Here is a 25671-nt window from a genome sequence, read left to right on the forward strand (position 1 = left end):
AATATGATAATCTCCTCCTTTCCCTTGTTGCATCATCCCTTTATGCGTTGGGAAGAGTGGATGTTCCAGGTTTCATTGTTTTTCTCTATCTCTTCAAACTCTTCTTCGGTAATCTCCTCGAAAAATACCTTGTCCCCCGACTCCAGGAGGAACGGATTCTCTTTTTCCGGATCGTACAGGCGCATAGGCGTACATCCGATCAGCCGCCAGCCACCGGGACTCTGAACAGGGTAGATTCCAGTTTGGTTGTTGGCGATCCCAACACTTCCTGCGGGTATGGAAACCCTTGGGGAAGGCAGTCGCGGAGTACTGATTTTCTCCGACATGCCTCCCATAAACGGATAGCCCGGAGTAAAGCCCAGGAAATAAACCAGATATTCTCCACCTGAATGGATGGAGATGACCTCCTCTGGACTAAGGGCGTTATGTTCGGCTACATCCTTCAGGTCCGGTCCCCGTTCGCCGCCATATAAAACAGGAATGTGAACCTCCCGGCCGCCGGATGAACCGGCGGCAGAAGCGTCCTTTCCCCATCCCTGCAGCTTTTCCTGCACCTCCACATAGGAAAGCTTCACAGGATTATAGTGGATCAGCAAAGAGCGATAACCGAGAATAACCTCGCCCATACCAACGTCCGATTCCTTCTCCGCCAAATAAGCAAGCTGGCGTACCATTGCGTTTGTCTCTTGATCAATCTTATTTTCAAACTCGACAAGGACGGCCTGGTCACCCGCCGGCTTACATATAAATTTCATGAATATCACCCTAGCTTTTTTCTTAATGGAAATTCACCGTACTGTTTGCTTTTTTTCCTGATGGAACTGACTGTATTATTTCTTGAAATCTGTTCCAGGTTCTTCATCACTTCAATGATGCATGTTTTTTTGCAGCCAAAGCCTCTTCAAGAGCCCTATCAAACTCTTCATTTGTATTGGACCCTCACGGCATGTACACCCAGAGATTCCCCCATCTTTGCAAAATCGCCAAGGCTCAGCTCGGTGCCAACACTCTTTCCGGATAATGCATCTCCTGAATGCATGCGGATGGATCCGTATAAACTATTGTTGAATATAACGGCAATGACGGTAATGTCGTACCTTGCCGCTGTTTCCAGCTCCTGGGTAAGCAGTCTTGACGCCGATTGCAGCCGGAAGCCCAAGCATCCGAAGTCAGACCAATATATATTTTCGGCTTGTTGAAAATGAAAAATAGCTATGCAACCAGCAAAATTGCTGCATCATTTGTAATGATGGCATCTTCCGGAAAGTTGTTCACTTTTTCTGACAATTGGATATATGAGTCATACATGGACACTGGGAAAACAGGATGAATGAAATCATCCAACTGGGCTTTCAGAGCTTCAATGACGGGAACGCCGGATGCCTCCAACGTTCCAATCGGTATATTCGTAGAGATGCCATTCGGAACAGCCTCCTGCCGCCTGCGAACTCGGTCCGGGTATCGGCGTGTCCAACTTTATAAAATTCAAGAGCATAGCCCCCTTTGGTAGAAGGTGTGATAACCCTTACATTTTCTTTTTGTGTTTCATTAAATGAACTATCGTTTCAATCTATGGTTTCAGTATATCGACTGACTTTTAAAATTTCAATTTATTTTTAAAATTTTATTAATAGTTTTTTCCTGACACCTTCATAAACAACGGATTTCTCTCCTTTTTTTTCAATGCGATGTAAAGGACAATACACTGTTCAAACGATTGGGGGTCAATTCGGCTCAGCTCACTAATCTTGTTCAACCGGTACATCAAAGTGTTTCGATGGATATAGAGATTTCTCGCAGCCTTGCTGACATTCATGCTACTTTCGCAGTAAGCGATAAAGGTCTCAATCAGCATGTCAGATTCGGGGAACTCCCAAATGTTCCGTATATCGTCGGCAAACAGCTCAAGAAAGCGAAGGTCGATATCTTCCAGAAATATATCCGGCAGGATGGACCAGCTGTCAAAAGAATACACACTTTCCTCCGAGTCACTTCTCAGACCAGCCATTATGGCTTTCTTGGCCTGTTGATAGGAACGAGCCGCCCCTTCCAGTCCCATATAACTTTTCCCATAAGCGATGGTGACCCGACCACGGACACCTTCTCGATCCAAAAAGGCAGTCAGTTTGCCAATGGCGCTTTCACATGTCCTTCTTAATTTCGGCTCACCCTTCGAATCAATGATTTTGAAAACCACCCACTGCTCTTGATTGACAGGACAGACAATGTCCTCATTACTTTCCCGAAACAAGTAGCCGATCAGGCTCTGCAGTTGTGTCTGCAGCGGGTCTGCCTGTGAGGATGATTCCTGAAGGACAGGAAAATGAATCAGCAAGCATACCCTCAATCTGTTGAAATGCACTCCGAGCAATTGGCAGTATTCTTCAAGTTTACTTGTATCCTTCCAATCCTCATAATGAATCAGGTGCTGTACAAATAATTCTGTCGTCTTCATTTGGACAAGCTCTGACTCCGTGCGGAAGCTCTCCCTGAGAAACATCTCAATATGGCTGTGGATAAATTTCACATACTTCCTGACACTTTCCGGCTCGCCGACAATGCCCAAAACACCGATGACCTTATGGTCAAAGCAGATGGGAGCCGCAATTCCCGGCAGAACATTCTCCATGTTATCCACCTGCTCTTTCGTGAAGACGACCTCTCTCCCCTCTTCGATTACCCGGGAAGATACCGGATGCAATGTCCCTATCCTGTCTTTGTTATCGGAACCGATAATAATACCCTTTTCGTCTGTAATACTGAGAGAGATGCCCAGCAATGATGATGCCTGTTCTACTAGAGGTTGTGCAACCTGCTCAAAAAGCTTCATTTCCTTTACCTCCCAACTGTCAAGACTTCAACATAGCAATGATTATATCAAAATACAGACGATATAGTATTCTAAATTTTGTGCATGTTGTTTCTTGAAAGGGAAATAGACTTAGTTATAATTACATGTACATAACAACAGGCCGAGGAAGGCTGGAGGAGGACTGATAGAGAAAAAATCCGAGCTGCATTCCGTAAGACAGGATGATCTGACGAATATGAGGGACTTTATCCGTGGCAGGTCTTCAGGAGAATTATGAACCCTGAGGTCTGTGCTGACAAACGAATGTGCAAGCCTTGAAGTAATCATTTTTGAAAGCGCTTTACATGTTCTTATATTTTTATTACCCAATCGAAGCTTATTTAAGGTTTACTAGGATATCAAATGCGCCTTGGCGTATTTGCGCCAAGATTTTATTGAGCTCCGCTCGATAAATTTCCTCTGAAAATCTGTGGCATCCGCCGGAGGCTTTGACTTTATTCAGCCGGGGTTTGAACCCCCACTGAATGGAATACCGATATGCATTCATCTTACCACTTATAGAAGTGGGAGATTTCTGCTGAATGAAGTTAAACGTTCATTGGACTCTTAAACGGACTGATCAACTCCAAGCCGACGGGTGAAATCGGCTGCCAAACATTTCAACGGGAAATTATAAACGTTTAAATTCCCAGGGTAGACATCGGCTCTCCAGCAGACTTGACGTCTTTGCCGATTTATTAAACTGGGATTTTCCCAATCAAACAAAAAGGGAGTAGATTATATGCATACGACTATTTTAGTAGAATTCATCCTCTACTGTCTCGCCATGGTCGCCATTGGGTATTATTTCAGCAGGAAAGAGATGGAACACTCCGACTTCCTGATCGGCGGCGGCAAATTGCCTGGCTGGGCCCTCGCTTTTTCCGAAAGGGCCACAGGAGAATCCGCCTGGCTGCTCTTGGGTTATACAGGATTTGTCTTCATGACAGGATTCTCCGCCATCTGGGTGGGGGTCGGGATTGGATTGGGGGTTGCCTTCTCCTGGCTCTTCCTCGCCAGAAGGTTTATGGACGAGGCTAAGAAGTATAATGTTATGACACTTCCTGGATACCTTGCAGCAAGATTTGAATCAAAAGGAAAAATCATCCTTTGGCTAGCAACAATCTTAATTGGTAGCTTTATGATGTTTTACTTCGGCGCCCAGATTGCTGGAGCTGGAAAGACATTGTTCACCGTCTTTGGGATTAAACCGCTGACCGGTATTCTCATCAGCTTTGCCATCGTCATCGCACTTTCGTACCTTGGCGGATTTGTTGGTGTTGTCTGGACGGATATGATTCAGAGTGTCATGATGCTCATTACACTCGTCGGACTTCCCATTATGGCTTTAATCAAAATCAACTCTGAAGGCCTATCAGTCATGGATGCCGTTGTAGCTGCAGGTCCGACAATGGACTCCTGGACCGGCGGGTTGACAGGATTCGCTTTGGGTATTCTGCTCTTCAATAACTTCGCCTGGTTCTTCGGATTCTTGGGCGGACAGCCTCAGCTCAGCGCCCGATTCATGGCATTGAAGGACAAGAAAGAGGCAAGGACAGGGGCAACTGTCGCGGTAGTCTGGGTTATTTTAGCTTATGTAGGCGCCTTTCTCATCGGTTTGACTGCATTGACCCTTTACCAGGGACAGGCATTCGCTGATGTGGAAACGATTCTACCGTTCATGATACTCGACCTTTTCCCTGAGTGGGCAGCAGGCATCTTGCTTGCCGGTATACTGGCCGCCATCATTTCAACAGCGGACTCACAACTTCTAGTTATTACAAGCTCAGCAAGTGAGGACATTATCCGTAATGCCCTCAGCATCAAATTGACCGAAAAGCAACTTGTATTAGTATCAAGATTGACCATTGTTGGAGCCGGAATCGTCGGTCTGATGATCGCCCTTTTCTCCAAATCGCTCGTCTATCTCGTTGTCGGATGGGCATGGGCCGGAGTCGGATGTACATTGTCGCCTGCGATCATTCTTACGTTCTTCTGGAAAAAATATTCCGGAGCCGGAGTCATCGCAACAATTATTTCCGGATTTGTGTCAACAGTCGTGTGGATCTCCACGCCGCTTGAAGAAATCATCTCCTCCCGGTTCACAACATTCTTTATTGCTCTCGCGTTCGGTATTGTCTTCAGTCTATTATTCCCCGAGAAGCAGACAACAGCTGCCAAAGACGAAAAGGAAATATCTGCCGAAAATGCGATCAACGTCTAACCTCGCAGCGAATAAGCGTCGGGTATTTCAACCCCGGCGCTTTTTGCTGCAGTGTTAGTCCGCAGGAGGGGGGCTTGAGGCGTCTCTTGGCAGATGTTCATGTTTTGGCATGCCCCCATGGCGGTTATTTGAAACTCCTCTTTGCTGATGACCAAGATTCACAGGACTCAAGGCATCACCATGGGACCTCTTGCTTTAGATAAATACGATTTATACGTCTCATGACTATTTCATAAAATCGCTTTTTTCGGTGTTCACAATTTGCACGTTTGCTGAGCTTTGCCCCCTCCCCAAACTTCACTCACACAGAAAACCGCCCAGGCATCACTTTCCGTGAAGTTCTGGACGGTTCCTCTGTTTTTATATCAAATGCGCCTTGCGTATTTGCGCCCAGATTTTATCGAGCTCCGCTCGATAAATTTCCTATAAAAATCTGTGGCATCCGCCGGAGGCTTTAACTTTATTCAGCCGGGGTTTGAACCCCCACTAAATGGAATACCAATAGGCATTCATCTCACCACTTACAGAAGTGGGAGACTTCTGCTGAATGAAGTTAAAATTCATGAGGCCAAATCCCCGCTTGGAAGCTCCGGTATTTGTTATCAAACCTCCATTTTCGATGAAAAAGGAGAAAGTGCATCCAATGAAATTTTTTGGCCAACCTGTTCCTTAAGTGCTTTTTCATAAAGGTATCTGGCAACGACCACATCAGCTACAGCCAGTCCGACCGATTTGAAAACCGTAGTCTCCCGTTCGTGCTCCCTCCCCGGTAGCTGACCACTGATGATATGTCCAAGCTCCCCATGGATGCTGTCTCTATGAAATTTTCCTTCATTGATTGGAATCAGCAGATCGCCTGCTTCTTCCAATGCTGAGTTGATTGATTCCACTACCACCTTGCCCGCATTTGCTATGACATGGCTAGGCAACTCCTGCATGGATGGGGTATAGGAGCCAATCGCATTGACATGGACACCAGGCTCAAGAGTTTCCGAAAAGACAGGCTTGCTAGAGCTTGTGGCCGTCACAATTATATCCGCTCCCCGTATCGCTTCATCGGAATCAGAATGGGTAGATATGGCCACTTCATGTCTCGATTGAATATATTCTGCAAGGATTTCGGCCTTTTCCTGCGTCCGGTTATATAATTTCAGCTGGGTGATATCCCGTACTGCCTTGATTGCTTTGAATTGCCCGATCGCCTGCTCGCCAGTACCGAGAATAGCCAAAACTCCCGAATCGGCACGGGACAAATATTTGGATGCCACCCCTGAAAGCGCGCCTGTCCGCATAACCGTCAAATAAGAGCCCTCTAACAGTGCAAGCGGCTCTCCCGTATCAGTATCTACCAACAACACCACTCCGTTGATAGATTTTTTCCCAAGAACGGCATTCCCGGGAAAATTACTAACATATTTCATTCCAAGACTTTTTAAACCCTCCGCGACAGAAGGCATGAATATGGCATTGCCTTCCTTTTTCTCCAACTGTAGGACAGTCCGAACCGGTGTTGTGGTCCCAGCAGCCGAATATTCTCTCAGCGACTCGCCTACAACTTCTACCATTTCGGACATATTCAGCAGCTTTTGCTGGTCCTCAGCATTAATGATCAGCATGGATTACCCTCCTTCGCATCAGCAGTCATCGTTAACAGACTAGCAGTATTAGCTACATTACTTTTTACGACAACCGCTTGCCTATATTTCAGAAATAACTGACTAATCTATCATTATAACGACTTAGAACGGAAATTCATATGGGCACAATCAACAAAAAAGGCGCTTGTAATTTATCTATTTTGCTAACTTTTTATTTCTTTCTTGCGGTTTAACAGCTCTCTCTTTAAAAAATCCACACTTTGCAGCCTCTCCAGCCGCCTCTTCTTAGGTATTTCTTAACAAATACTCAGGCTTTTCCATGGCCCGCCATCTTATTTATGGAAAAGAATCTCATCCGCTCCCCTAAATACCGCCCACACCCTCACATAGACAACATCCTCCACTCTCCTACATTTAAAAAAAACGCTTGCAAAAGGTAGAAAATTTATAATATAATCACTTTAACGAATTCCGAAAAAAGGTCTATTTGGTCCGAATTTCGGAAAAACAACTGGAGGGTTACAGAATGAGATTACTAGATAAAGTGGCAATTATTACGGGCGGGAGCCAAGGAATTGGTGAAGGGATCGCCCGGACGTTCGGAAAGAATGGAGCAAAGGTTGTCATTGCCGATGTGAACGAAGAAGCAGGTAAACTGGTAATAGACCGGTTTATCGACGAAGAAATTGACTGTCTTTTCGTCAAAACGGATGTTAGCAGCGAAGAGGATGTAAAAAACTTGATCAGCACAGCAGCCGAACATTTTGGCGGGGTAGATCTCCTCGTCAATAATGCTGCGGTCAACATTCGGAAATCAGCTGTAGACACCTCTTTTGAAGAATGGAATAAAGTGATCGGAGTCAATTTGACAGGAGCTTTCCTTTGCTCAAAATATGCAATCCCTGAGATGGAAAAGCGCGGCGGCGGAGCCATTGTCAATATCGCTTCCTGGCATGCAGAGAAAACAATTACAAGACTAGCAGCCTATGCGGCATCAAAAGGAGGAATGACCGCCCTTACAAGACAGATGTCCCTTGACTGCGGCCCACTGAATATCCGCGTAAACGCTGTATGCCCAAGTTCAGTGGACACCCCACTACTCCATCAAACATTCGCCAGCCTGGAGGATCCCGACGCAGCGTTTGAAGAAACGCTCAGATTTCAGCCAATGGGAAGAATCGGAACAGTAGACGATATTGCCAACGCCTGCCTGTTCATGTGTTCGGACGAAGCCTCTTATGTCAGCGGACAAACACTCATGGTAGATGGGGCAGCCGTCAACAAAATCGCACGCCCATTGATGTTTGACTAATTCCGATCTTCCTTTTACCACTTCACCGTTGCATTTATGAAAATATGCCTTGCAAAGGATGGTTCAAATGAATAAATATGATGTCATTATTGCTGGCGGAGGCATCATGGCCTCCAGTCTGGCCTACAACCTGCGCAAAGACGGATTCACTGGAAGCATTGCGGTTTTTGAGAAAGATCAGATGTACGAATTCTCTTCCACTCCGCGGAGTGAGGGTGGTATCCGCCTTTCTTTCACAACGGAAATCAATATACAGATGAGCCGTTACAGTCTGGACTTTTACAAAAATTTTGCAAAAGAGATGGAAGTGAATGGCGAAACACCGCAGATCGATTTCAAGCAGAACGGGTATCTGTACCTCGGTACAAGCGAAACAATGCAGAGATTGATAGAGGAAGCCAACTTCCAAAACCAGTGCGGAGCCAACATGGAAGTCCTGTCCGTGGAAGAAATCCATCATATCGTTCCGGAACTGAATACGGAGGATCTGGCCGGAGCCACATTTGATACAGATGCAGGATACATGGACCCGTATACAATCCTTCAGTTCTATGCGAAAAAAGCGAGATCCATGGAAGTGGATTATATCTACCAACCAGTCCAGTCACTCCTTGCTGAAAACAGGAGAGTAACAGGTGTCCGACTTGAATCTGGAGAGGAGTATCATGCTCCGATCGTTGTCAATGCATGCGGCGCATGGTCAGGCGCACTGAGCGAGACAATCGAAGTCAACATTCCTGTTAAGCCGTTCCGCTATCAGATTTTCTGCCTGGATTTGACAAAGAAATTCTCTAAATCACTGCCGCTCGTTTTCGATCCGACCGGATTCTACTTCCGCGAAGAAGGAGAGAAGGTAATTACTGGTATGCCTCATAAAGATCCGTACAGCTTTGAATTCTCTTCGAATAAGTCCACTTTCGAAGAGGAAGTATGGCCGATTTTCTATGAAAGAAGCCAGCTGTTCGAACAGCTGAAAGTGGAACGTAGCTGGGCTGGATTATATGATTTCAATACAGTAGACCAGAATGCGATTATCGGCGGACATCCGGAAATGAATGGCTATTACGTCATTACCGGCTTCAGCGGACATGGGTTCCAGCAAGCACCTGCAGCGGGAAAAGGGTTATCTGAACTGATCCGTCTTGGAAAATATGAAACAATGGATCTGTCTTCCCTCTCTGTTGAAAGATTTGCCAATAACCAGTTGATACTTGAAACAGCCATTCATTAATCACTTACCGGGCTTGCGGTACGCCAATATTTCCACAGCTGCCAAAACAGATTCTGTTTTTCCCAGGTTCGGCATGGATTTACTATAATCTGATTGCGCGGAGGTCTATAATGGATTTTTGTATTATTGACGGACATTTGATTCGGAAGAAAACATCGTGATTGCAAATGACGCTATCGACGACAGCAACGCCGAATTTATTATGAATCCTTACGATGAATATGCAGTGGAAGAGGCGGTCAGCCTTCGAGACATGCACGGCGGGGCAGTGACGGTCATCACCGCAGGCGATGAAGAAGCGGAAAAGCAGCTTCGCACCGCCCTTGCCATGGGGGCAGACAAAGCAGAAGTGATTCCGGTCCTTATTGAGGAATTAAAGAAAGAGCCGGCCTTAGCTGGCTGACGGACGCAAATTGCGTAGAGTTGTTGTGGTGCCAAGAACCCGCGCAATTTAGACATAATTCAGGATTATACGGGTGCCTGGCACCTGCAGTACAGCCCTTAAGAATACCGTGACGTTCTTAAGGGCTTCATATTTTTATATAATCTATTAGACTAGCTGCTACAAGGTGAACATACTCCAAAATACTTTCAAAACGAACGTGCGGATCAACGTCGCAGAAATTTGGAAAAGGCTGTTTTTGAAGACAATAAATAAAAAGGATATTTTAATCGGGGGCGCTGGATAAATGAATTTATCCAGCGCCCCCGATTATTATTAGTTAATTACAAAGGGAATTCTCACTGCAAAGAATTTCCCTATAGAGTTAAGGGAAAGCTCACTTTCTTAGCAAAATATCCTTTCCACCTCTTAAATTAAGAAGATTTTTTTATCAACTGCGCCTTGGCGTATTTGCGTCCAGATTTTACCGAGCTCCGCTCGATAAATTTCCTCTGAAAATCTGTGGCATCCGCCGGAGGCTTTGACTTTATTCAGCCGGGGTTTGAACCTTCACTGAATAGAATACCAATAGGCATTCATCTCACCACTTATAGAAGTGGGAGATTTCTGCCTAATGAAGTTAAATCATAATATATGTTACAGTTACAAATACTTGCCTGTATAAGATTTTGGATTTTTGACAATTATATCCGGTGTTCCTTCAGCAATAATTTGACCACCGTGATCTCCTCCTTCTGGCCCCAAATCAACAATCCAGTCAGCTCCTTTAATCATTTGGCTATTATGCTCAACCAAAATAACCGTATTACCTGCATCTACGAGACGATTCAAGAGTTTTAATAATTGAGTGACATCATTTGGGTGTAAACCAGTTGTTGGTTCGTCTAATAAATATAATGACCTTTTATTTCCTTGCTTTATTAGTTCTTTTGCTAGTTTTAGCCGTTGCCCTTCCCCACCTGATAGGGTCGTTAATGATTGTCCCATCTTTAAATAACCCAAACCTATCTCAACAAGTAATTCGAGAACTCCTCTCACTTTTTTCTCTTCTTTAAAAATACTTGAACAATCCAGAATAGAACTTTCAAGTATATCATTAATGGAAAGCCCATTATATTTTACGGATAGTACCTTTTGTTGAAATCGCTTGCCATGACAAACGGGACAAACCACCTCCATCTCTGGAAAGAAGAGCATATTCGTTGTTACATACCCCAGCCCTTGACAGTTTTCACAACGCCCACCTACAGTATTAAAAGAAAAGTGCTTTGCCGAGAACCCTTTTGCTTTCGCAGATCTATCCTTAGCAAAAATACCTCGAATATGTGTAAACACATCAATATAAGTTGCTATATTGGATCGTTTCATCCTGCTAAGTGGGGATTGACCAACTATGATCATCTGGTCAAAATGGTCAAGTCCTGTTACCTTATCAAAGCCTTCATGTATTTTGTTATCGCCTTTTGCTAAAACATCAAAAACGAGTGACGATTTCCCTGAACCAGACACACCTGTCACAGCTGTGAGACAACCAATTGGGAAAGTTACTGTTACATCCTTTAAATTATGTACCTCTGCATGATGTACAGTTATACCTTCGCCAGTTCCATCTCGATATGTTTTCTTTATAACTCCTTCTTCACGTAAAAACTTTCCTGTCACAGATCTTTCTATATTGATCAACTCTTGCAGAGTACCTTGACCAACTACTGTTCCTCCTTGTTTACCCGCTCCTGGTCCAATATCAATAATATAATCTGCTTCTTTCATTACATCTACATCATGCTCAATAAGTAAAACAGTATTTCCTAAATCTCTTAGCCTTTTTAATACACTTACTAGACCCATGGTATCCTTTGGATGCAGTCCAACAGTCGGTTCATCCATGATATAAAGTACACCTGTCAATGCTGAATCAAGAAGGGCGGACAATTTTAACCTTTGTGCTTCTCCTCCTGACAGAGTGATTACTTGACGATCCAATGTCAAATAGCCTAGCCCAATTTTTATTATTCTGGTAAGTTTCGTTTTCAGATCTTGTATAAAGTTTTCAACGAGTTTGTAACTTTTTTTATCTAATGTTTTCTCAAGATGAAGCGTCCAGTTGAACATTTCTTCCAAAGAATGGCTGACTAACATTGGAATTGTCATATTTTCTACTGTTACATTTCTACTTATTTCATTTAATCTCTCTCCTTCGCAATCAGGACAAACTTGTGAATAAAAATACTCTTCCGCCTCGGTAGATGAACCGGACTTTTCTGTAAACCTCCTCCACATTCCAGTTAAAACACCTTCAAATTTACCTTTTTCAACAGTTTTGGGAGGCTTCATATCAGGAAAGTGCTCTTTCACTTCTTCACTCTCTACACCGTAATATAGAATTGCTTTTTGTTCTGGGCTGTATTCTTGCAAAGGAACTCTTTCTTCAAGTGGTACACCATAATAAGACATTGCAGCTTTTACAACAGATATCTGCCATTCAGCATAACGGCCTTTCCATAAATCAACTGCTCCTTCTTCAATAGAAAGTTGTTGGTGAAAGACAGATTCCTGATGTATGTCTACAGTCTCTCCAAGCCCTTTACAAGTAGGACAAGCTCCTTCCGTCTTATTATAAGAAAAGTGGGTCCGTGTTAATTTTTCCATACGATCATGACAGTTGGGGCAGAAAATGTATTCTTTAAAACTACCTTCTTCTTTTTCAATCTCTTCAGAATTAAATGTTGGATCAATTTCATGATGACAAACAGGACAATGTCTCTGACCAAGTTTTTCAAAAACCATCCGTAAACTTGTGTACATATCAGTTACTGTACCTACAGTTGAACGTGGATTTCTATTTGTATTTTGTTGGTTGATACTAATGGCCGGAGAAAGTCCGCTCATCGAATCAACCTTTGGCTTATTTATCCCTTGTAACCCCATAGATTCTAAATACTGTCTTTGACATTCCTTAAATAGAGTATCCATCGCAAGTGTGGACTTTCCCGAACCGGATGGACCTGTCAACACAACCAGTTTATTTTTTGGTAAAGTTACCGACAGATTTTTTAGGTTGTTTTCTCTTGCACCCTTTACATGAATGACATCGTTCAAACCTAACGCCTCCTTTTCAACTTCTAAATCAAGCATACAACATTTATGCAAGTGCAAGGTTTTATGCATTATGTTACTATTATGGCGGAGTTTTAAACTAACAATCTCGTCATGGAGCTTTAATGTTTTAATTTAATCTTCAGCACAAAATGTGACTCCCGGAGGTTCATATGGAACTAAGACCAATAGATATTTCTCGAAAACTAGATGTAGGCACAAGTGCATTACGTCATTATGAAGAATGGGGGATCGTTCCGCCAGCCAAACGGAAATCAAATGGCTATCGTGTTTATACGGAAGAACACGAGGCATATTTCCAATGTATACGAGCAATGTATCATGGTTTTGGGATGACAACAGTTCGAAAAATAATGCCAATGGTTCAAAAGCATAAATTTACTCAAGCCTTATGGGAAGTAAATAGAGTCCAAGCCAGTTTATTTCAAAGAAAAGAACAAGCAACAAAAGCATTGGAAATTTTGAAACCTGAAAATATACAAAATTTTTTGGATAGAAGGAGTAAAAAGTGGTATACGATTGGCGAAGTGGAAAAGGAGATAGAGGTTCCTGCTTCAACACTTAGACATTGGGAAAAGGAAGGATTAATTAAACCTGGTAGACATCCGGAGAGTGGTTATCGTGTATATGACCGTGAAGATATTCGCCGTTTATTAATTATTCGAACCGTCCAACCCTCTCTCTATTTCCTTGATTCAGTCAGAGAAGTCTTAGAAAAAATCAACCAACATAGTATTTCTGAAGCAAGAAAAATTACAATGGATTCCTTGGCATATATGGACCACCAAATCGAACAACAACTTCGTGGAGCATATTACTTATACAAATTAATTGAGCTGCTCAAGAAAAAAGAAAATGATTCTTAAGATATGGAATCAGTTTCTTTTTGTTTTTAGGGAAATCTCCTTACAAATAAGAGAAAAGACTGAAGCAGCAAGGGTTCGCACAGAAAAACACCCCGGTTTCGGAAATGTTGATTATCACCAAATAGGGGTTGGATTGAGAGATGTTTTTACTGGGTCGCCGTTGACGCAACGCTACCGCCTCGACATGTGTAGAGTACATTTTACACCTTCCCCAAAACATCATATCGATAACAAGTCCGTTTGCCATTCACGGAGAATAAAAAGTCCTATTTGCTTGCGAATTTAATCCCTCAAGCTAAATAGGACTTGTGTTTTTACCTTTTAAGCACTTCGCTTTGATACAACAACAGTTTCCTGCCGTTTTCGATTTGCTCAAAACCGAATGTTCTCAGTATCCCAGCAAGCATGCAAATGATCGTACTAACTATTAATCCTACGTAAAGGATGGAAGGACAGGGATTGTTAGTGAGAAAGGAGTAAATGATTTTTTAAGGTTCATTATTTTTCACTCCTTATGATATGTTGGACTTTAGCGTTTGGAGAGATTGTATAATTTTCTTTATAATAAAGTTTTTGGATATTGCAATTTTTACCAATTACTACCGTGTCCCCTTCAACAATTTCCGCATCTGTATAGGAAATTCGCAGGCAACCTGCTTTTATATACTTGCAGAATAGTTTTTTCCTTAATAAAGAAAACGTTACCCTTTCCTTCTCTACATAGGCTTCATCAGCTATAAGCCGTTCAATAACACTTTCACCTGATAATTTTAACTGAAACTTTTTTGTAATAATTTCCTTCGCTTGAACAATGCCTATTAAATCAACATTTTCCGATTGAATAATTTCTTCTACCGTTAACTTTCCAGAACTGTTAATCTTTGTTGTTTGCCCTTTTTTAATTTTTATATTACCTGTATTTACAATTTCTTTAATATCGCAATTGTTTTTTAAAACACATGATCCTGAGTTTTTTAAAACATCTGCTACAACATCATTTTGAAAGGAGCTATGTCCATGAGTTGAAATTTTATTAGTATGTATATCCTGCTGGAAAGCAACAGAGCCACGAATTTTTAATAGTTCATATGTTGTTGAAAAATCTTTAATAGTGCCACTTGTAAGGGTTATGCTACGTAACTTCTGATTTTGTTCATCTTTCATTTTTTAACACCACCATAGTTTAATTAATATATATTTCACTTACTAAAATATATATTAATTAAATCATATCAGATTTATTGTGGCAAGAATAGAAGATCCCATTATATACCCCTATTTAATACGAGCTACCACTAAAAAATGTAGGGCAAGGAAAGTACTAGAAGAAACTGAAGCAAGGCATACATCTACTCATACAATAAAAAAAAGATTTCAACATCGTGAAATCCTTAAAAAATTTTATTCATTAACTTATTGATATCCATTAGTACCTTTGCTATATTGGTTAATTTTTCTTGTGGGAATTTCAAAAATATTTCATGAACCTTATCCCTACCTATATTTGTTAGAACCATTTTTACAACTCTTCGATCCTCACTTTTTCTTACCCGTTGTACTAAATTCAGTTTCTCCAGTTTATCGCACATTGATGTAACGGCTCCAGGGGTCACATTGAAAAAATCAGCAATATCAGTTGCTTTCATTCCACCATTGATTTCTAACTGTAAAAGAAGAATAAGCTGGTTTTGGGAGAGTGATTCTCCTTCAGAAAGTAAATTTACAAATCTCTTGGATTTTTGTTGTAGTTCAAGCATCTCACTCATAATTAATTTTACTTTGTTCATTTGATCGTTTTCCGACATATTATCACAGCCTATTAAAATATTTATTACTTAAAATATATGGTAAGTATATAATTAATCCCTGCGACCGCCAACAATTTCTTACTTTTATGGGTGACGATAAACAATGTAGTAGATATTTTGGGCATTTGGAAAATAGAGTGGAAAAGTCAGCACCATAGATTTCTTCATATCCCCATCCATTCCGAGTATGTGACCAATTTGGGATGTAGAAGGTTATTCCTTAATTCCTTGCCGTTTCAATACCGACTTTTTATCATGGAAATCGTGTCTTACCTAAATCCCTTTGTCTTCGGCTACCCACTTTATAAGATTCCTAGGTAAACTTTAAAAGTAGAACGACTACAAAAGAAAGGAGGTTATCTCAATATCTAATTTAATAAAGCCTGGTATGGACACTCAAAGGCCCGGAAAATACAAAGAGGTCGGTCCTAGAGGGGGAAATGTCGATAATCCTAGGATTGTCACTATAGACAAAGGTGATAGACTTCCTCCAACTCTAGAAAAAGGTAAAAAATGGGAAAAGTAATAGGGTTTGTCAAATAAAGTGTGTAAGTACACTCTATTTGACAAACCCAGAGAATCAGCTTTTTCTTATCAATTAAGCAGGGGCCGTCCTATGATTTAATGTACAATTTTATTTCAATTCCCTCTACCGTGAAACTTTTCATATCTGGTTTACTTTCAAAATGAACCGAATTAATAATGAGATTTCTTTGAACTAATTCATCAAATTTAATCAATACTTTTTGAAGCCACGAATCAGTCTGAACAAAAAGATCTACTCTTAGATCAACTGGAAGATTCAATTCTTTCCGATAGCTTTGAACAGCTCGAACGAATTCTCTTACCAATCCTTCTTCTTTTAATTCTTGCGTCAATGTTGTTTCTAATAGGACAATAAAATTACTTCCTTCTGATAACTCATAACCTGTTCTTCCTTTTTTTTCAACAAGTACATCTTCTGTTGTAAGAGTTACAGTTTCACCTGAATTCAATGATAACTGTATTTCTTTGTCACCAATGAATTTTTTCTTATTTTCTTCATCTAATTTATCAACTATATTTTTTACTTCTCCAACTGGTTTACCTAACTTTGGGCCAACTTTAGAAAAATTTAATTTTAGATCAAGCTGTAACAAATCCTGGGAATCCTTCCTGAATTCCACTTCTTTTATATTCATTTCTTCTTTAATAATCGACGAATACTTTTGTAACTGAGATAACGTAACTTTTTCTGACGGAATTACTACTAATTGAGCTAATGGCTGTTTTGTTTTTATCCCCACTGTATTTCTAACTGAACGTGTAAGTTCTATTATTTCTAAGACAGCATTCATATCCTACTCTAATTGCTTATCAATAAGAGTTTCATCTAGTATAGGATAATCTGATAAATGAACACTATCTTTCACTAAATTTGAGTATATGTCTTCTGTAACAAAAGGTGTATAAGGAGCCATGAGCTGTGACAACTTCTTTAAGACCTCATATAAGGTGCTAAATCCTGACCTCTTATCATCAGTCATGCCATTACTCCAAAAACGTTGCCTGGAACGCCTTACGTACCAATTACTAAGTTCATCAATAAATGTTGAAATTGATCTCGCCCCTTTGGTTATATCATAGTCATCTATACTTTGTGTAACTTCCTTAATAACAGTATTTAGGCGAGAAATAATCCATTTATCGAGAGTTGTCTGAACCCCACCCACGTCACTTTCTGGATTAAATTGATCAATTTCCGCATACATTGAGTAAAAGGAATAAACATTCAAAAGTGTATCTATAACTTTGGACTTGGCATGACTGACAGTTTTTTTAGAAAAACGTTTATTATTCCATGGTGAACTGTCAGCTAACAAAGCCCATCTTAGTGAATCAGCTTTTACGAACTCTTAATTCTCTTTCAACACTAGACTCCTTCAACATCATCGCCTCATTTCTCATTTTAATAAAAAAACTCGCCCCCACTTACGCAGGGCCGAGTTTATATCAGGATAAAACCTTCAATCAACAAAATAAAAAAAACCACAGTAGTGGTTGGTTTTAATCAGTTAATATCACACTACGCACTATCATACGTGTCCTGGGTATCGGTAGAATGCCGTCAAAGTTTAATGTACTTTCAACTTTGCTTCTCGGAGAGGATTTTCATTATGGTCTTAACGTTGACTTTCAGCAAATCGTCAACTCTCTGTAGATAAGATAAACATAACTACTCTTTCTCGTCATAGAATTTAATATGAAATTGTTCTTCATAGTAACAAAGAAAAATTCATAAGTCAAACATGAATGTTAGACTCATTTTACTTTGAAAATAACAACTTGATCCACTCACATCTATTTCTCTTAACCTTATATGCAACATCCGGCAGAGCACTTTGACGCTACATAAATTTCTGGTTCGTTTTCATCGCCTGTATTACCCCAAAATAAGGCATTCCTGCAAAATCTAAAATGACCATCTCCACAAAACTTCTTTGTCTGTTCCATTCATCTACATGATTTTCAAAATGAATTAACCTGCTTAAGCACTTCGCTTTGATACAACAACAGTTTCCTGCCGTTTTCGATTTGGCAACATATTAAATAAAATATTAAGTGCAATCGCTGTTACACTGCCCGCAACAATCCCATTACTTGTCAATATTTGCAGTCCTGATGGAAGTGCTGAAAATAAGTTAGGCGCAACTGTAACACCGAGACCGAGGCCGACAGAACAAGCAATAATCATCGAGTTTTCTTGAGAATCAGAAATAGTTTTACCCAGCATTTTAATCCCTTGAGAAACGACCATCCCAAACATCGCCATCATCGCTCCCCCTAGGACAGATGTTGGAATAATGGTTGTAAATGCGGCAATTTTGGGCAAGAATCCAAGGGCGATTAACATGGAACCCGTAATAAAAATTACTTTTCGAGACCGAACACCTGACATTTGAATTAGACCGACATTTTGCGAAAATGTTGTATATGGAAAAGCATTGAAGAGACCTCCAATGACGGAGGCTAGCCCTTCTGCACGATAGCCTTTTGCCAAGTCATCTTCCCTCAACTTCTTATCACAAATATCACTTAAGGCGAAATAAACACCTGTAGACTCTATCAAAGATACCATTCCAACTATTGTCATCGTTAGGATAGCTGACCATTCAAATGTTGGATATCCAAAATAAAAGGGCCTTACGATTTGTGCAACAGCCGCATCTTGCACTGGCATAAAATCAACTTTATTCATGATACTAGCTGCAATTGTACCAACACCAAGACCGAGCAATATAGAGATGGACCGAATAAAGCCTGTGGAAAAACGGAAGATTATAATAATCGTTAGTAAGGTTCCAAAAGCTAATAGAATATTCGACAATGATCCAAAGTCTGCGGCATCTTGGCCACCGCCCATATTATTGATTGCTACTGGAATTAGCGTAATCCCAATAATAGTCACAACGGAACCTGTTACAACAGGCGGAAAAAACTTGATCAATTTGCCAAAAAAACCACTAATCAACATGATGATCAAGCCAGAGGCAATGATGGAACCATAAATAGCAGATATACCAAATTCCTCACCAATTTTCATAATCGGACCTACCGCAGTAAATGTACAGCCAAGCACAACGGGAAGGCCTATACCGATAAATCGGTTACTTATGATTTGTAAGAGTGTTGCAACTCCACACATTAAAATATCAATCGACACAAGGTACGTTAATTGTTTATGATCGAATCCCAACGAATTTCCAATAATTAACGGAACAAGAATAGCACCTGCGTACATAGCCAATAGATGCTGGATTCCTAATGTGGTCGACTTCAGTGCATTTTTCATAAGGTGGAAGTCTCCTCCATAAATTCGACTTTTCCATTTTGTAAGGAGGCCACAATTGCAAGTGAGTCAACCCGAATTCCACGACCCCGGATCAATTGACCACCTGATTGGAAACCTTTTTCAATAACAATTCCAACTCCCGCAAGTCTTGCTCCTGCTTGCTCAATCATATCCAGTAAACCCAAAACAGCTTGTCCATTTGCCAAAAAGTCATCAATAATCAATACAACATCATCTTGTTGAATAAAATCACCGGAAATGGAAATTTCATTTGTTTCTTTTTTGGTGAAAGAGTGGACTTTGGCAGTATAAAGATTTTCAGATAACGTTAATGATTTCCTTTTCCGCGCAAATACAACAGGGACGTTCATTATAAGTCCAGCCATCGTTGCTGGAGCAATACCGGATGACTCGATTGTAATAATTTTTGTAACACCGGCTTCCTGATAGCGAGCGGCAAATTCTTCGCCAATCTGCTTCATTAAATGTGGATCTATTTGATGATTCAAGAACGAATCTACTTTTAACACCGTATCTGATAAAACTTTTCCTTCTGTAACAATTTTTTCCTGTAATGCCTTCACAATGTTGTCCCCTTTCAACTAACTGATATCAAATGCGCCTTGGCGTATTTGCGCCCAGATTTTATCGAGCTCCGCTCGATAAATATCCTCTGAAAATCTGTGACATCCGCCGAAGGCTTTAACTTTATTCAGCCGAGGTTTGAACCCCCACTGAATGAAATCCAATATGCATTCATCTCACCACTTACAGAAGAAGACTTCTGCTGAATGAAGTTAAAATACAAAAAACTCGCAGACAACGCCCCTCTTTAAATGCAGGGTAGCAAAGTCTTCGAGTTTAATTCTTAAAGAAATAGAAAAACAAGATTTCCACATAATCTTATTTTTCCAATCACTTGCCACCCATAGTCGATTTGTTTACGGCAAACCGGTAGAAACTTACAGGCCCTATTCCTGCGATTATATGAGTGTGTCATATATTGTAGAATATTGTTATTATAGCATGTCTAATCGGATTTTCAATCATTACTTTTAGGTAATCGAAAAAGGATCCTATCCATAGATACGAATTAAAAAGTTTGGCAATAAACCCCTCTCATTTTATCCGCCACTTAACCCGCATTCCTCCGTCCGAGTGAAAATAAAGATATCCTACCGAACCATACCTTTCCTTAATTTCATGAATATTTACCCGTTTTCAGTTTTAAAATATAGTTTTCCGATAGGGGATAAAGTATCTATTTAAAAAATAAAGTTTGATCATTTCTAATTTAACTAAAGCCCCCGGAGTTTGGGTCTCTTTCTTAGCAAGCTTTTCTATAGTTTCTTTGATGTGTTATTGAATATCCTCTGCTTGAATTTCGAAATATAGTCAGTTATACTGATTATATAATGTGCTGATTAATATTCGGAGGTGTATATTAATTAATGGAAAAGTGGAATCAATCCTATGGTTTTTTGCTGGGAAAAGTTCTTCAAAAAATGGAAATTAAATTTGTTGAAGGCCTTTCTCCATTTGAGATTAATGCTAGACAATATGGTGTTCTTTTATTTATTGAAGGGAACCCTCATTGTTCACAAAAAGATATTTCTGAAAAACTACAAATCGACCGAACGACAATGGTTAGTCATATTGACCACTTAGAAGGTTTAGGATATGTAGAGAGAACAAAGAATCCAAATGACAGAAGGTCTTATAGTCTTTTGCTTACAGCTAAAGGAAAAGATGTATTAGACTCACGTTGGGAGTTTTTGACTCATACAGAATCAGAAATTTTAGCCCCTTTAAGCGAGCCAGAAAAACAATTATTGAAAGAGATCCTTATTAAAGTTTGGATTACTCTATAAAACTGGAGGTAACAATTATGAATGCACTTGAGTATTTTAATGCACGTCTAGAAGCAACAATTAGCCCTATGGATTATTTAAAATTAGCGTCAAGCGAGCCAGATAAATACTTTTTGATTGATGTGAGAAATGGTCCTGATCATGTAAAAACTTTAACAATTAAGGATGCACACATTATTCCTCAACAAGAGCTGCAAGATCGTTTAAATGAAATACCGAAAGATAAGGAAATTATTGTTTACTGTTGGGATGTTTGGTGTAACACAGCCGCCAAAGTAGCCTCATTTTTATTAGAACGTGGCTATAAAGTGAAAGAACTGACCGGAGGTATTGCAGCTTGGAAGGAGATGAACTTTCCTGTTTCGGATTTGACTAAAAATAATAATATTTCTGATAGCTGCAAGTGCTAATTCTGCCCATTGAATAGGCATTGGATTGGATTGGTGTTGCTTCACGAGACCATGCAAACCTTTTTTCACCTTTTTTTGTATTTTAAATAAATTCCTCTCAAATTATTGCACACGAGGAAACACCCGAAATCTTTGTTCTATTCCGGGTTTAAGCAGAAAAAGACCCCGACTTCGGAAATGTTTATTTTCACGAAATCGGGGTTGGAATCGAAATTAATTATTGAATTGAGGATATTAACTTTAGATCTTATTGCGTGCAATACCCAAAGTTTTTTATTAATGTAACGCGGATGAAAAATGGAAGAAATACTTAATCGTATAGGCTGGCCACTACTCCCAAAATAGGATAAATGATATATAAGAAAACATCAACTTGGGGTAGTATACTACTCCAATATTTCCTTCACTCTACCAACAATGCCGCTTTCAAGCCGGACTTTAATACCATGATGATGAGTGGCTGAGTTTGTTAATATGTCCAGAACCACACCTTCTGTTAATTTTCCAGAACGCTGGTCTTGTTTTTGTACAACTTTTACTTTGGTACCTTGTTTTATATTTTCTCGTTTAGTTCCCGACATAAAAACCGCTCCTTACCTATGTTTGTGCAACAAAAATAAACTTTCTCACAAAACCCCATTCCATTGCCGATAAATAAAGACTTCCTATAGAACTTGATTTTCCCTCCAATTCGAGGAAAATGCCGCCCTTTTTCACCTTTTTTCGTATTTAAAATAAAGTTTTCTCAATGTATCACAAAGAAAGAAAACCGAACAGATCAAAGGATCAGACAGAAAATCCCAACAATTTTAGTGAGACAATTTCTGTGCAACCAAAATATACTCTTCCCATTTCACCCGTCCTCAACCCGCATTCCTCCGTTCGAGTGAAAATTAAGATTTCATCCCAAACCACTTTTTCATACTTTCAGGATAAAGTTTTACCTGTTTTTCCGCCACTTTTCCGCCTGTTTTTTCACCTTTTTTTCGGTTTTAAAATATAGACCACCGATAATGGAAGGAAGAAAAACATCGAGTAAAGACTGGAGCAGCAAAGGTTTGTACAGAAAAAGACCCCGAAATCGGAAATGTTTATTTTATGTAAGAAGAGTTTATTTTTGGGTTACATTGTTGAAATAAAAGCGAATGCGAAGAAAAACAATGAATTTAAGTCCATTCCATTTGCTTAATTTCCTTAAATAAAGCAACCAGGAAAACCAGCCGAATGAATCAGTTTGGGGCCATAAGAATTGAACCAAAGCCCCCCGATTTTATACAGGGGGTCACATCATCTACTGTTCCCCCATTTCATCAAGATTCTTTGGCCCAAAATTATCGAGCATCGCACGCACTTCATCTGTTGACTCTGTACTCATTAATTGATTTCTTAATTGACTCGCCCCTCGAAATCCTTTGACATATATCTTAAAAAAGCGATGAAGAGCCTTGAACGGACGTAGCTCTAATTTTGAGTATTTATCATGGAGATCCAGATGCAATCTTAAAAGGTCAAGCAATTCCTTACTGCTATGATCTTTCGGCTCTTTTTCAAAGGCAAATGGATTATTGAAAATACCACGCCCAATCATAACCCCATCAACACCATATTGATCAACGAGCTTCAAGCCAGTTTGACGGTCAGGAATATCCCCATTGATCGTCAAAAATGTTTCTGGTGCCGTCCTGTCACGCAGTTTCTTGATCTCCGGGATCAGCTCCCAATGAGCATCTACTTTACTCATTTCCTTCATTGTACGCAGATGAATGGATAGATTGACAATGTCTTGTTTCAATATGTGTGTCAGCCAATCCTGCCATTCGTCTACATCCGTGTAGCCAAGCCTTGTCTTTACACTTACGGGTAGTCCTCCTGCTTTTGCTGCTTGTATTAAATCTGCCGCAACTTCTGGACGACGGATAAGGCCGCTTCCCTTCCCATTCTGTGCCACATTAGGTACAGGACAGCCCATATTGATATCTATCCCCCGAAAGCCTAGTTTCGCCATACCAATACTCATTTGCCGAAAGTATTCAGGCTTATCCCCCCATATATGGGCTACAATTGGTTGTTCATCCTCTGTAAAAGTCAAACGCCCACGCACACTCTGAATCCCCTGTGGGTGACAATAACTCTCCGTGTTTGTAAACTCTGTAAAAAACACATCAGGTCTGGCTGCTTCACTCACTACATGGCGGAAAACAACATCTGTCACATCTTCCATTGGTGCCAGTACAAAAAACGGCCTTGGTAAATCACGCCAAAAATTATCTTTCATATTCAAATCCTCTCATTATCGGACACCTGGGCAAGCCCTTGTCCCCAAAAATAAAAAGCAAGGATTTCCCTGCTTTTATTACACCTATATCGTGCTTAAGTACCTTTTATCAAATAACAGTAAATTTTAATCATTATACATTTTAATATTAACAAATAAATAGTGCAAAAAAATCGGGGAAGTTGAGGTGATTTGAGACACAGATATAGACATATTGTCCAGGTTTCCGCATTTTTTCACATTTTAAAATAATGTCTTCAAAAATAACGAGAAAATCCAGGAAGGACAAGGGATTGAGCATGAAACAGCCTCGAAATAGGAAAAGTATTTCTTCACAAAATCAGGGCTGCAATCGGAAAAGATTTTTGCTTTACATTTTTGTATAACAAAAAAGTTAATCACCGAAATCCCCCGCCCTGAGAAATGTTTATATTTAGTGGGACAATCGTCTTTGCAGCAACGCCACCGCCTCGACATGCACACTCTGCGGAAACATATCCACAGGCTGCACCTGCACGGTTTCATATCCACCATCTTCCAAAACCCGGAGATCCCTCGCCAAAGTAGCTGGGTTACATGACACATAGACGACTTTCTCAGGTTTCATTTCAATAATGGTCTGCAGCAAGGTTTCGTCGCAGCCCTTCCTAGGGGGATCGACAACCAAAACATCGGCTTTCACACCTTGTTCATACCATCGAGGTATGACTTTCTCCGCCTCTCCCACTTCGAATTCCACGTTTGTAATGCCATTCAGTTCAGCGTTTCTCCTTGCGTCTTCGATGGCTTCCGGCACGATTTCTACACCGTACACTTTTTTCGCACGTTGCGCTAAAAATAACGAGATGGTCCCAATTCCACAATAGGCGTCGATGACGGTTTCTTCACCGTTCAATCCGGCGTATTCCAGCGCTTTGTCGTACAGTACCTTCGTCTGCTCTGGGTTGACCTGGTAAAAAGAGCGGGTCGAGATTGCAAATTTCACGTCTCCGATATAGTCAAAGATGAATTCTTCTCCCCACAGTACATTCGTCTGCTCACCGAAGATGACATTGGTTCGCTTCGTGTTGACGTTCTGCACCACCGACTTGATTCCCGGAACTTCCTTCACAATTCTTTCGACGAGTTTTCTCCTGTTCGGAATGTCCGGCGTACGGGTGATCAATACGACCATGATTTCCCCTGTCACTTTTCCGGAACGGACCATAATATGCCGCAATGTTCCTTTGTGCGTTTTTTCATTATAAGCCCTGACTCCAAATTCTCCGCAGATGGACTTTACTTTTTGTAAAACTGCATCGTTCTCCTCTTGCTGAATGAGGCAAGCTTCCATATCAACAATTTCGTGGGAACGTTGTTTGTAAAAGCCGCCAACGAGTCCACCTTCATGTTCTCCAATTGGCACCTGCGCTTTGTTCCTGTAGTGCCAAGGATTTTCCATTCCAAAAACTGGATGGACTTTTACATTTTCCAGCTTGCCAACCCGCTCCAGTACATCCCGCACTTGCTTTTCCTTCGCTTGCAACTGCCCTTCATAACTGAGATGCTGTAGTTGACATCCTCCGCATTCCACAAAGATTGGACAGGCTGGTTCGATTCGGAACTCACTTTTTTCATATAAGTCAATCAAACGGCCGAAGCCATAGCCTTTGTTCAGCTTCGACACTTTGATTTTTGCTTTTTCTCCCGGAAGAGCATTGGCTACAAATAACGGATACCCGTCTACTTTGGCCACGCCTTTTCCGTCGTGGGTCAAATCTTCAAAAATCACATCTATTTCATCATTTTTCTTAATAGGTACATATTGTTTGCTCATTTTTTTCGTCCTTTTCCAGCTAATGTGCTTTTACGATTGTACCATATGAGTCGATAC

23 protein-coding genes, 2 pseudogenes, 1 riboswitch and 1 other annotated feature are annotated in these 25671 nt (G+C 40.6%); of the genes and pseudogenes, 8 read left to right on the top strand and 17 right to left on the bottom strand.

What is annotated here, in order from left to right:
- Positions 1 to 32: 32 nt before the first annotated feature.
- The 6 genes from pxpB to D5F11_RS26425 form a co-directional block, all read right to left on the bottom strand.
- Positions 33 to 755, bottom strand: coding sequence for a 5-oxoprolinase subunit PxpB (gene pxpB / locus D5F11_RS12410; protein WP_120116691.1), 723 nt, complete (start codon positions 753 to 755; stop codon positions 33 to 35).
- A 167-nt stretch (positions 756 to 922) separates the two neighbouring features.
- Positions 923 to 1159, bottom strand: a complete 237-nt coding sequence (locus tag D5F11_RS12415; RefSeq protein ID WP_185830665.1) for a thiamine pyrophosphate-dependent enzyme — start codon at positions 1157 to 1159, stop codon at positions 923 to 925.
- 53 nt (positions 1160 to 1212) lie between these two features.
- A complete protein-coding gene (locus tag D5F11_RS26420; RefSeq protein ID WP_185830666.1) occupies positions 1213 to 1389 on the bottom strand; it encodes a hypothetical protein in 177 nt (58 codons plus the stop codon).
- Positions 1361 to 1489 (bottom strand): hypothetical protein, encoded by a 129-nt coding sequence (locus D5F11_RS27775; RefSeq protein ID WP_281277087.1) that lies wholly within the window; start codon positions 1487 to 1489, stop codon positions 1361 to 1363. Before D5F11_RS27775 ends, D5F11_RS26420 begins: the two co-directional genes overlap by 29 nt.
- A 138-nt stretch (positions 1490 to 1627) precedes the next feature.
- Positions 1628 to 2830 (bottom strand): CdaR family transcriptional regulator, encoded by a 1203-nt coding sequence (locus D5F11_RS12425; protein ID WP_120116687.1) that lies wholly within the window; start codon positions 2828 to 2830, stop codon positions 1628 to 1630.
- Positions 2831 to 3188: 358 nt separating this feature from the next.
- Positions 3189 to 3359 carry a hypothetical protein gene (locus tag D5F11_RS26425; RefSeq protein WP_185830667.1) on the bottom strand — a complete coding sequence of 57 codons (171 nt, stop codon included), beginning with the start codon at positions 3357 to 3359 and terminating at the stop codon, positions 3189 to 3191.
- 234 nt (positions 3360 to 3593) lie between these two features.
- Here D5F11_RS26425 and D5F11_RS12430 point away from each other — a divergent pair, with 234 nt between their 5' ends.
- Positions 3594 to 5075 (top strand): sodium/proline symporter, encoded by a 1482-nt coding sequence (locus tag D5F11_RS12430; protein WP_120116685.1) that lies wholly within the window; start codon positions 3594 to 3596, stop codon positions 5073 to 5075.
- Positions 5076 to 5677: 602 nt separating this feature from the next.
- Here D5F11_RS12430 and D5F11_RS12435 read toward each other — a convergent pair.
- Entirely contained in the window at positions 5678 to 6691 is a 1014-nt protein-coding gene (locus D5F11_RS12435) for an ornithine cyclodeaminase family protein (RefSeq protein WP_120116683.1), read from the bottom strand.
- A gap of 508 nt (positions 6692 to 7199) precedes the next feature.
- Here D5F11_RS12435 and D5F11_RS12440 point away from each other — a divergent pair.
- From D5F11_RS12440 to D5F11_RS12450, 3 genes and pseudogenes are all read left to right on the top strand, one after another.
- Positions 7200 to 7985, top strand: coding sequence for an SDR family NAD(P)-dependent oxidoreductase (locus D5F11_RS12440; protein WP_120116681.1), 786 nt, complete (start codon positions 7200 to 7202; stop codon positions 7983 to 7985).
- Between the two features lie 67 nt (positions 7986 to 8052).
- Positions 8053 to 9216 (top strand): NAD(P)/FAD-dependent oxidoreductase, encoded by a 1164-nt coding sequence (locus D5F11_RS12445; RefSeq protein WP_120116679.1) that lies wholly within the window; start codon positions 8053 to 8055, stop codon positions 9214 to 9216.
- A gap of 154 nt (positions 9217 to 9370) precedes the next feature.
- A pseudogene (locus D5F11_RS12450) lies at positions 9371 to 9571 on the top strand (electron transfer flavoprotein subunit beta); the annotation flags it as partial.
- Between the two features lie 690 nt (positions 9572 to 10261).
- Here the strand turns inward: D5F11_RS12450 and uvrA are convergent.
- The gene (gene uvrA, locus D5F11_RS12455; RefSeq protein WP_120116677.1) at positions 10262 to 12718 is read right to left on the bottom strand and encodes an excinuclease ABC subunit UvrA; all 2457 of its coding nucleotides are present in this window, start codon (positions 12716 to 12718) and stop codon (positions 10262 to 10264) included.
- A gap of 170 nt (positions 12719 to 12888) precedes the next feature.
- Here uvrA and D5F11_RS12460 point away from each other — a divergent pair, with 170 nt between their 5' ends.
- Positions 12889 to 13602, top strand: a complete 714-nt coding sequence (locus D5F11_RS12460) for a MerR family transcriptional regulator (RefSeq protein WP_120116674.1) — start codon at positions 12889 to 12891, stop codon at positions 13600 to 13602.
- 498 nt (positions 13603 to 14100) lie between these two features.
- Here the strand turns inward: D5F11_RS12460 and D5F11_RS12465 are convergent, their stop codons facing one another.
- Together D5F11_RS12465 and D5F11_RS12470 are read right to left on the bottom strand one after the other, a co-directional pair.
- The gene (locus D5F11_RS12465) at positions 14101 to 14766 is read right to left on the bottom strand and encodes a hypothetical protein (protein WP_120116671.1); all 666 of its coding nucleotides are present in this window, start codon (positions 14764 to 14766) and stop codon (positions 14101 to 14103) included.
- 227 nt (positions 14767 to 14993) lie between these two features.
- Positions 14994 to 15407, bottom strand: a complete 414-nt coding sequence (locus D5F11_RS12470; RefSeq protein WP_120116667.1) for a MarR family winged helix-turn-helix transcriptional regulator — start codon at positions 15405 to 15407, stop codon at positions 14994 to 14996.
- A 391-nt stretch (positions 15408 to 15798) separates the two neighbouring features.
- Between D5F11_RS12470 and D5F11_RS12475 the strand changes: the two genes are divergently transcribed.
- Positions 15799 to 15936 (top strand): YjzC family protein, encoded by a 138-nt coding sequence (locus tag D5F11_RS12475; RefSeq protein ID WP_221768453.1) that lies wholly within the window; start codon positions 15799 to 15801, stop codon positions 15934 to 15936.
- Positions 15937 to 16024: 88 nt separating this feature from the next.
- On the opposite strand, the pseudogene D5F11_RS12480 reads toward D5F11_RS12475, so the two are convergent.
- The 4 genes and pseudogenes from D5F11_RS12480 to D5F11_RS26430 all read right to left on the bottom strand — a co-directional run.
- A pseudogene (locus D5F11_RS12480) lies at positions 16025 to 17293 on the bottom strand (DUF5915 domain-containing protein); the annotation flags it as partial.
- A 91-nt stretch (positions 17294 to 17384) separates the two neighbouring features.
- Positions 17385 to 17651 (bottom strand) — a binding site (T-box leader).
- 286 nt (positions 17652 to 17937) lie between these two features.
- Positions 17938 to 19242, bottom strand: coding sequence for a nucleobase:cation symporter-2 family protein (locus D5F11_RS12485; protein ID WP_126646572.1), 1305 nt, complete (start codon positions 19240 to 19242; stop codon positions 17938 to 17940).
- Positions 19239 to 19826: a xanthine phosphoribosyltransferase gene (locus D5F11_RS12490; protein WP_120116661.1), complete on the bottom strand. Its 588-nt coding sequence runs from the start codon at positions 19824 to 19826 to the stop codon at positions 19239 to 19241. The genes D5F11_RS12485 and D5F11_RS12490 overlap by 4 nt, the downstream gene beginning before the upstream one ends.
- Before the next feature lie 18 nt (positions 19827 to 19844).
- A complete protein-coding gene (locus D5F11_RS26430) occupies positions 19845 to 19991 on the bottom strand; it encodes a hypothetical protein (protein WP_185830668.1) in 147 nt (48 codons plus the stop codon).
- Between the two features lie 160 nt (positions 19992 to 20151).
- Positions 20152 to 20253, bottom strand: a riboswitch (purine riboswitch).
- Positions 20254 to 20693: 440 nt separating this feature from the next.
- Here D5F11_RS26430 and D5F11_RS12495 point away from each other — a divergent pair.
- Complete coding sequence (locus D5F11_RS12495; RefSeq protein WP_120116657.1) at positions 20694 to 21113, top strand: MarR family winged helix-turn-helix transcriptional regulator; 420 nt, start codon at positions 20694 to 20696, stop codon at positions 21111 to 21113.
- 17 nt (positions 21114 to 21130) lie between these two features.
- Positions 21131 to 21523, top strand: coding sequence for a rhodanese-like domain-containing protein (locus tag D5F11_RS12500; RefSeq protein ID WP_120116655.1), 393 nt, complete (start codon positions 21131 to 21133; stop codon positions 21521 to 21523).
- Between the two features lie 386 nt (positions 21524 to 21909).
- Here D5F11_RS12500 and D5F11_RS12505 read toward each other — a convergent pair whose 3' ends face one another.
- The 3 genes from D5F11_RS12505 to rlmD form a co-directional block, all read right to left on the bottom strand.
- Positions 21910 to 22104, bottom strand: a complete 195-nt coding sequence (locus D5F11_RS12505; RefSeq protein ID WP_120116653.1) for a YwbE family protein — start codon at positions 22102 to 22104, stop codon at positions 21910 to 21912.
- Positions 22105 to 22814: 710 nt separating this feature from the next.
- The gene (locus tag D5F11_RS12510; RefSeq protein ID WP_120116651.1) at positions 22815 to 23798 is read right to left on the bottom strand and encodes a tRNA dihydrouridine synthase; all 984 of its coding nucleotides are present in this window, start codon (positions 23796 to 23798) and stop codon (positions 22815 to 22817) included.
- Between the two features lie 433 nt (positions 23799 to 24231).
- Positions 24232 to 25614 (bottom strand): 23S rRNA (uracil(1939)-C(5))-methyltransferase RlmD, encoded by a 1383-nt coding sequence (gene rlmD / locus D5F11_RS12515; RefSeq protein ID WP_120116650.1) that lies wholly within the window; start codon positions 25612 to 25614, stop codon positions 24232 to 24234.
- Positions 25615 to 25671: the final 57 nt, after the last annotated feature.

Source organism: Siminovitchia terrae, assembly GCF_003605405.2.
Taxonomy (GTDB): domain Bacteria; phylum Bacillota; class Bacilli; order Bacillales; family Bacillaceae_C; genus Siminovitchia; species Siminovitchia terrae.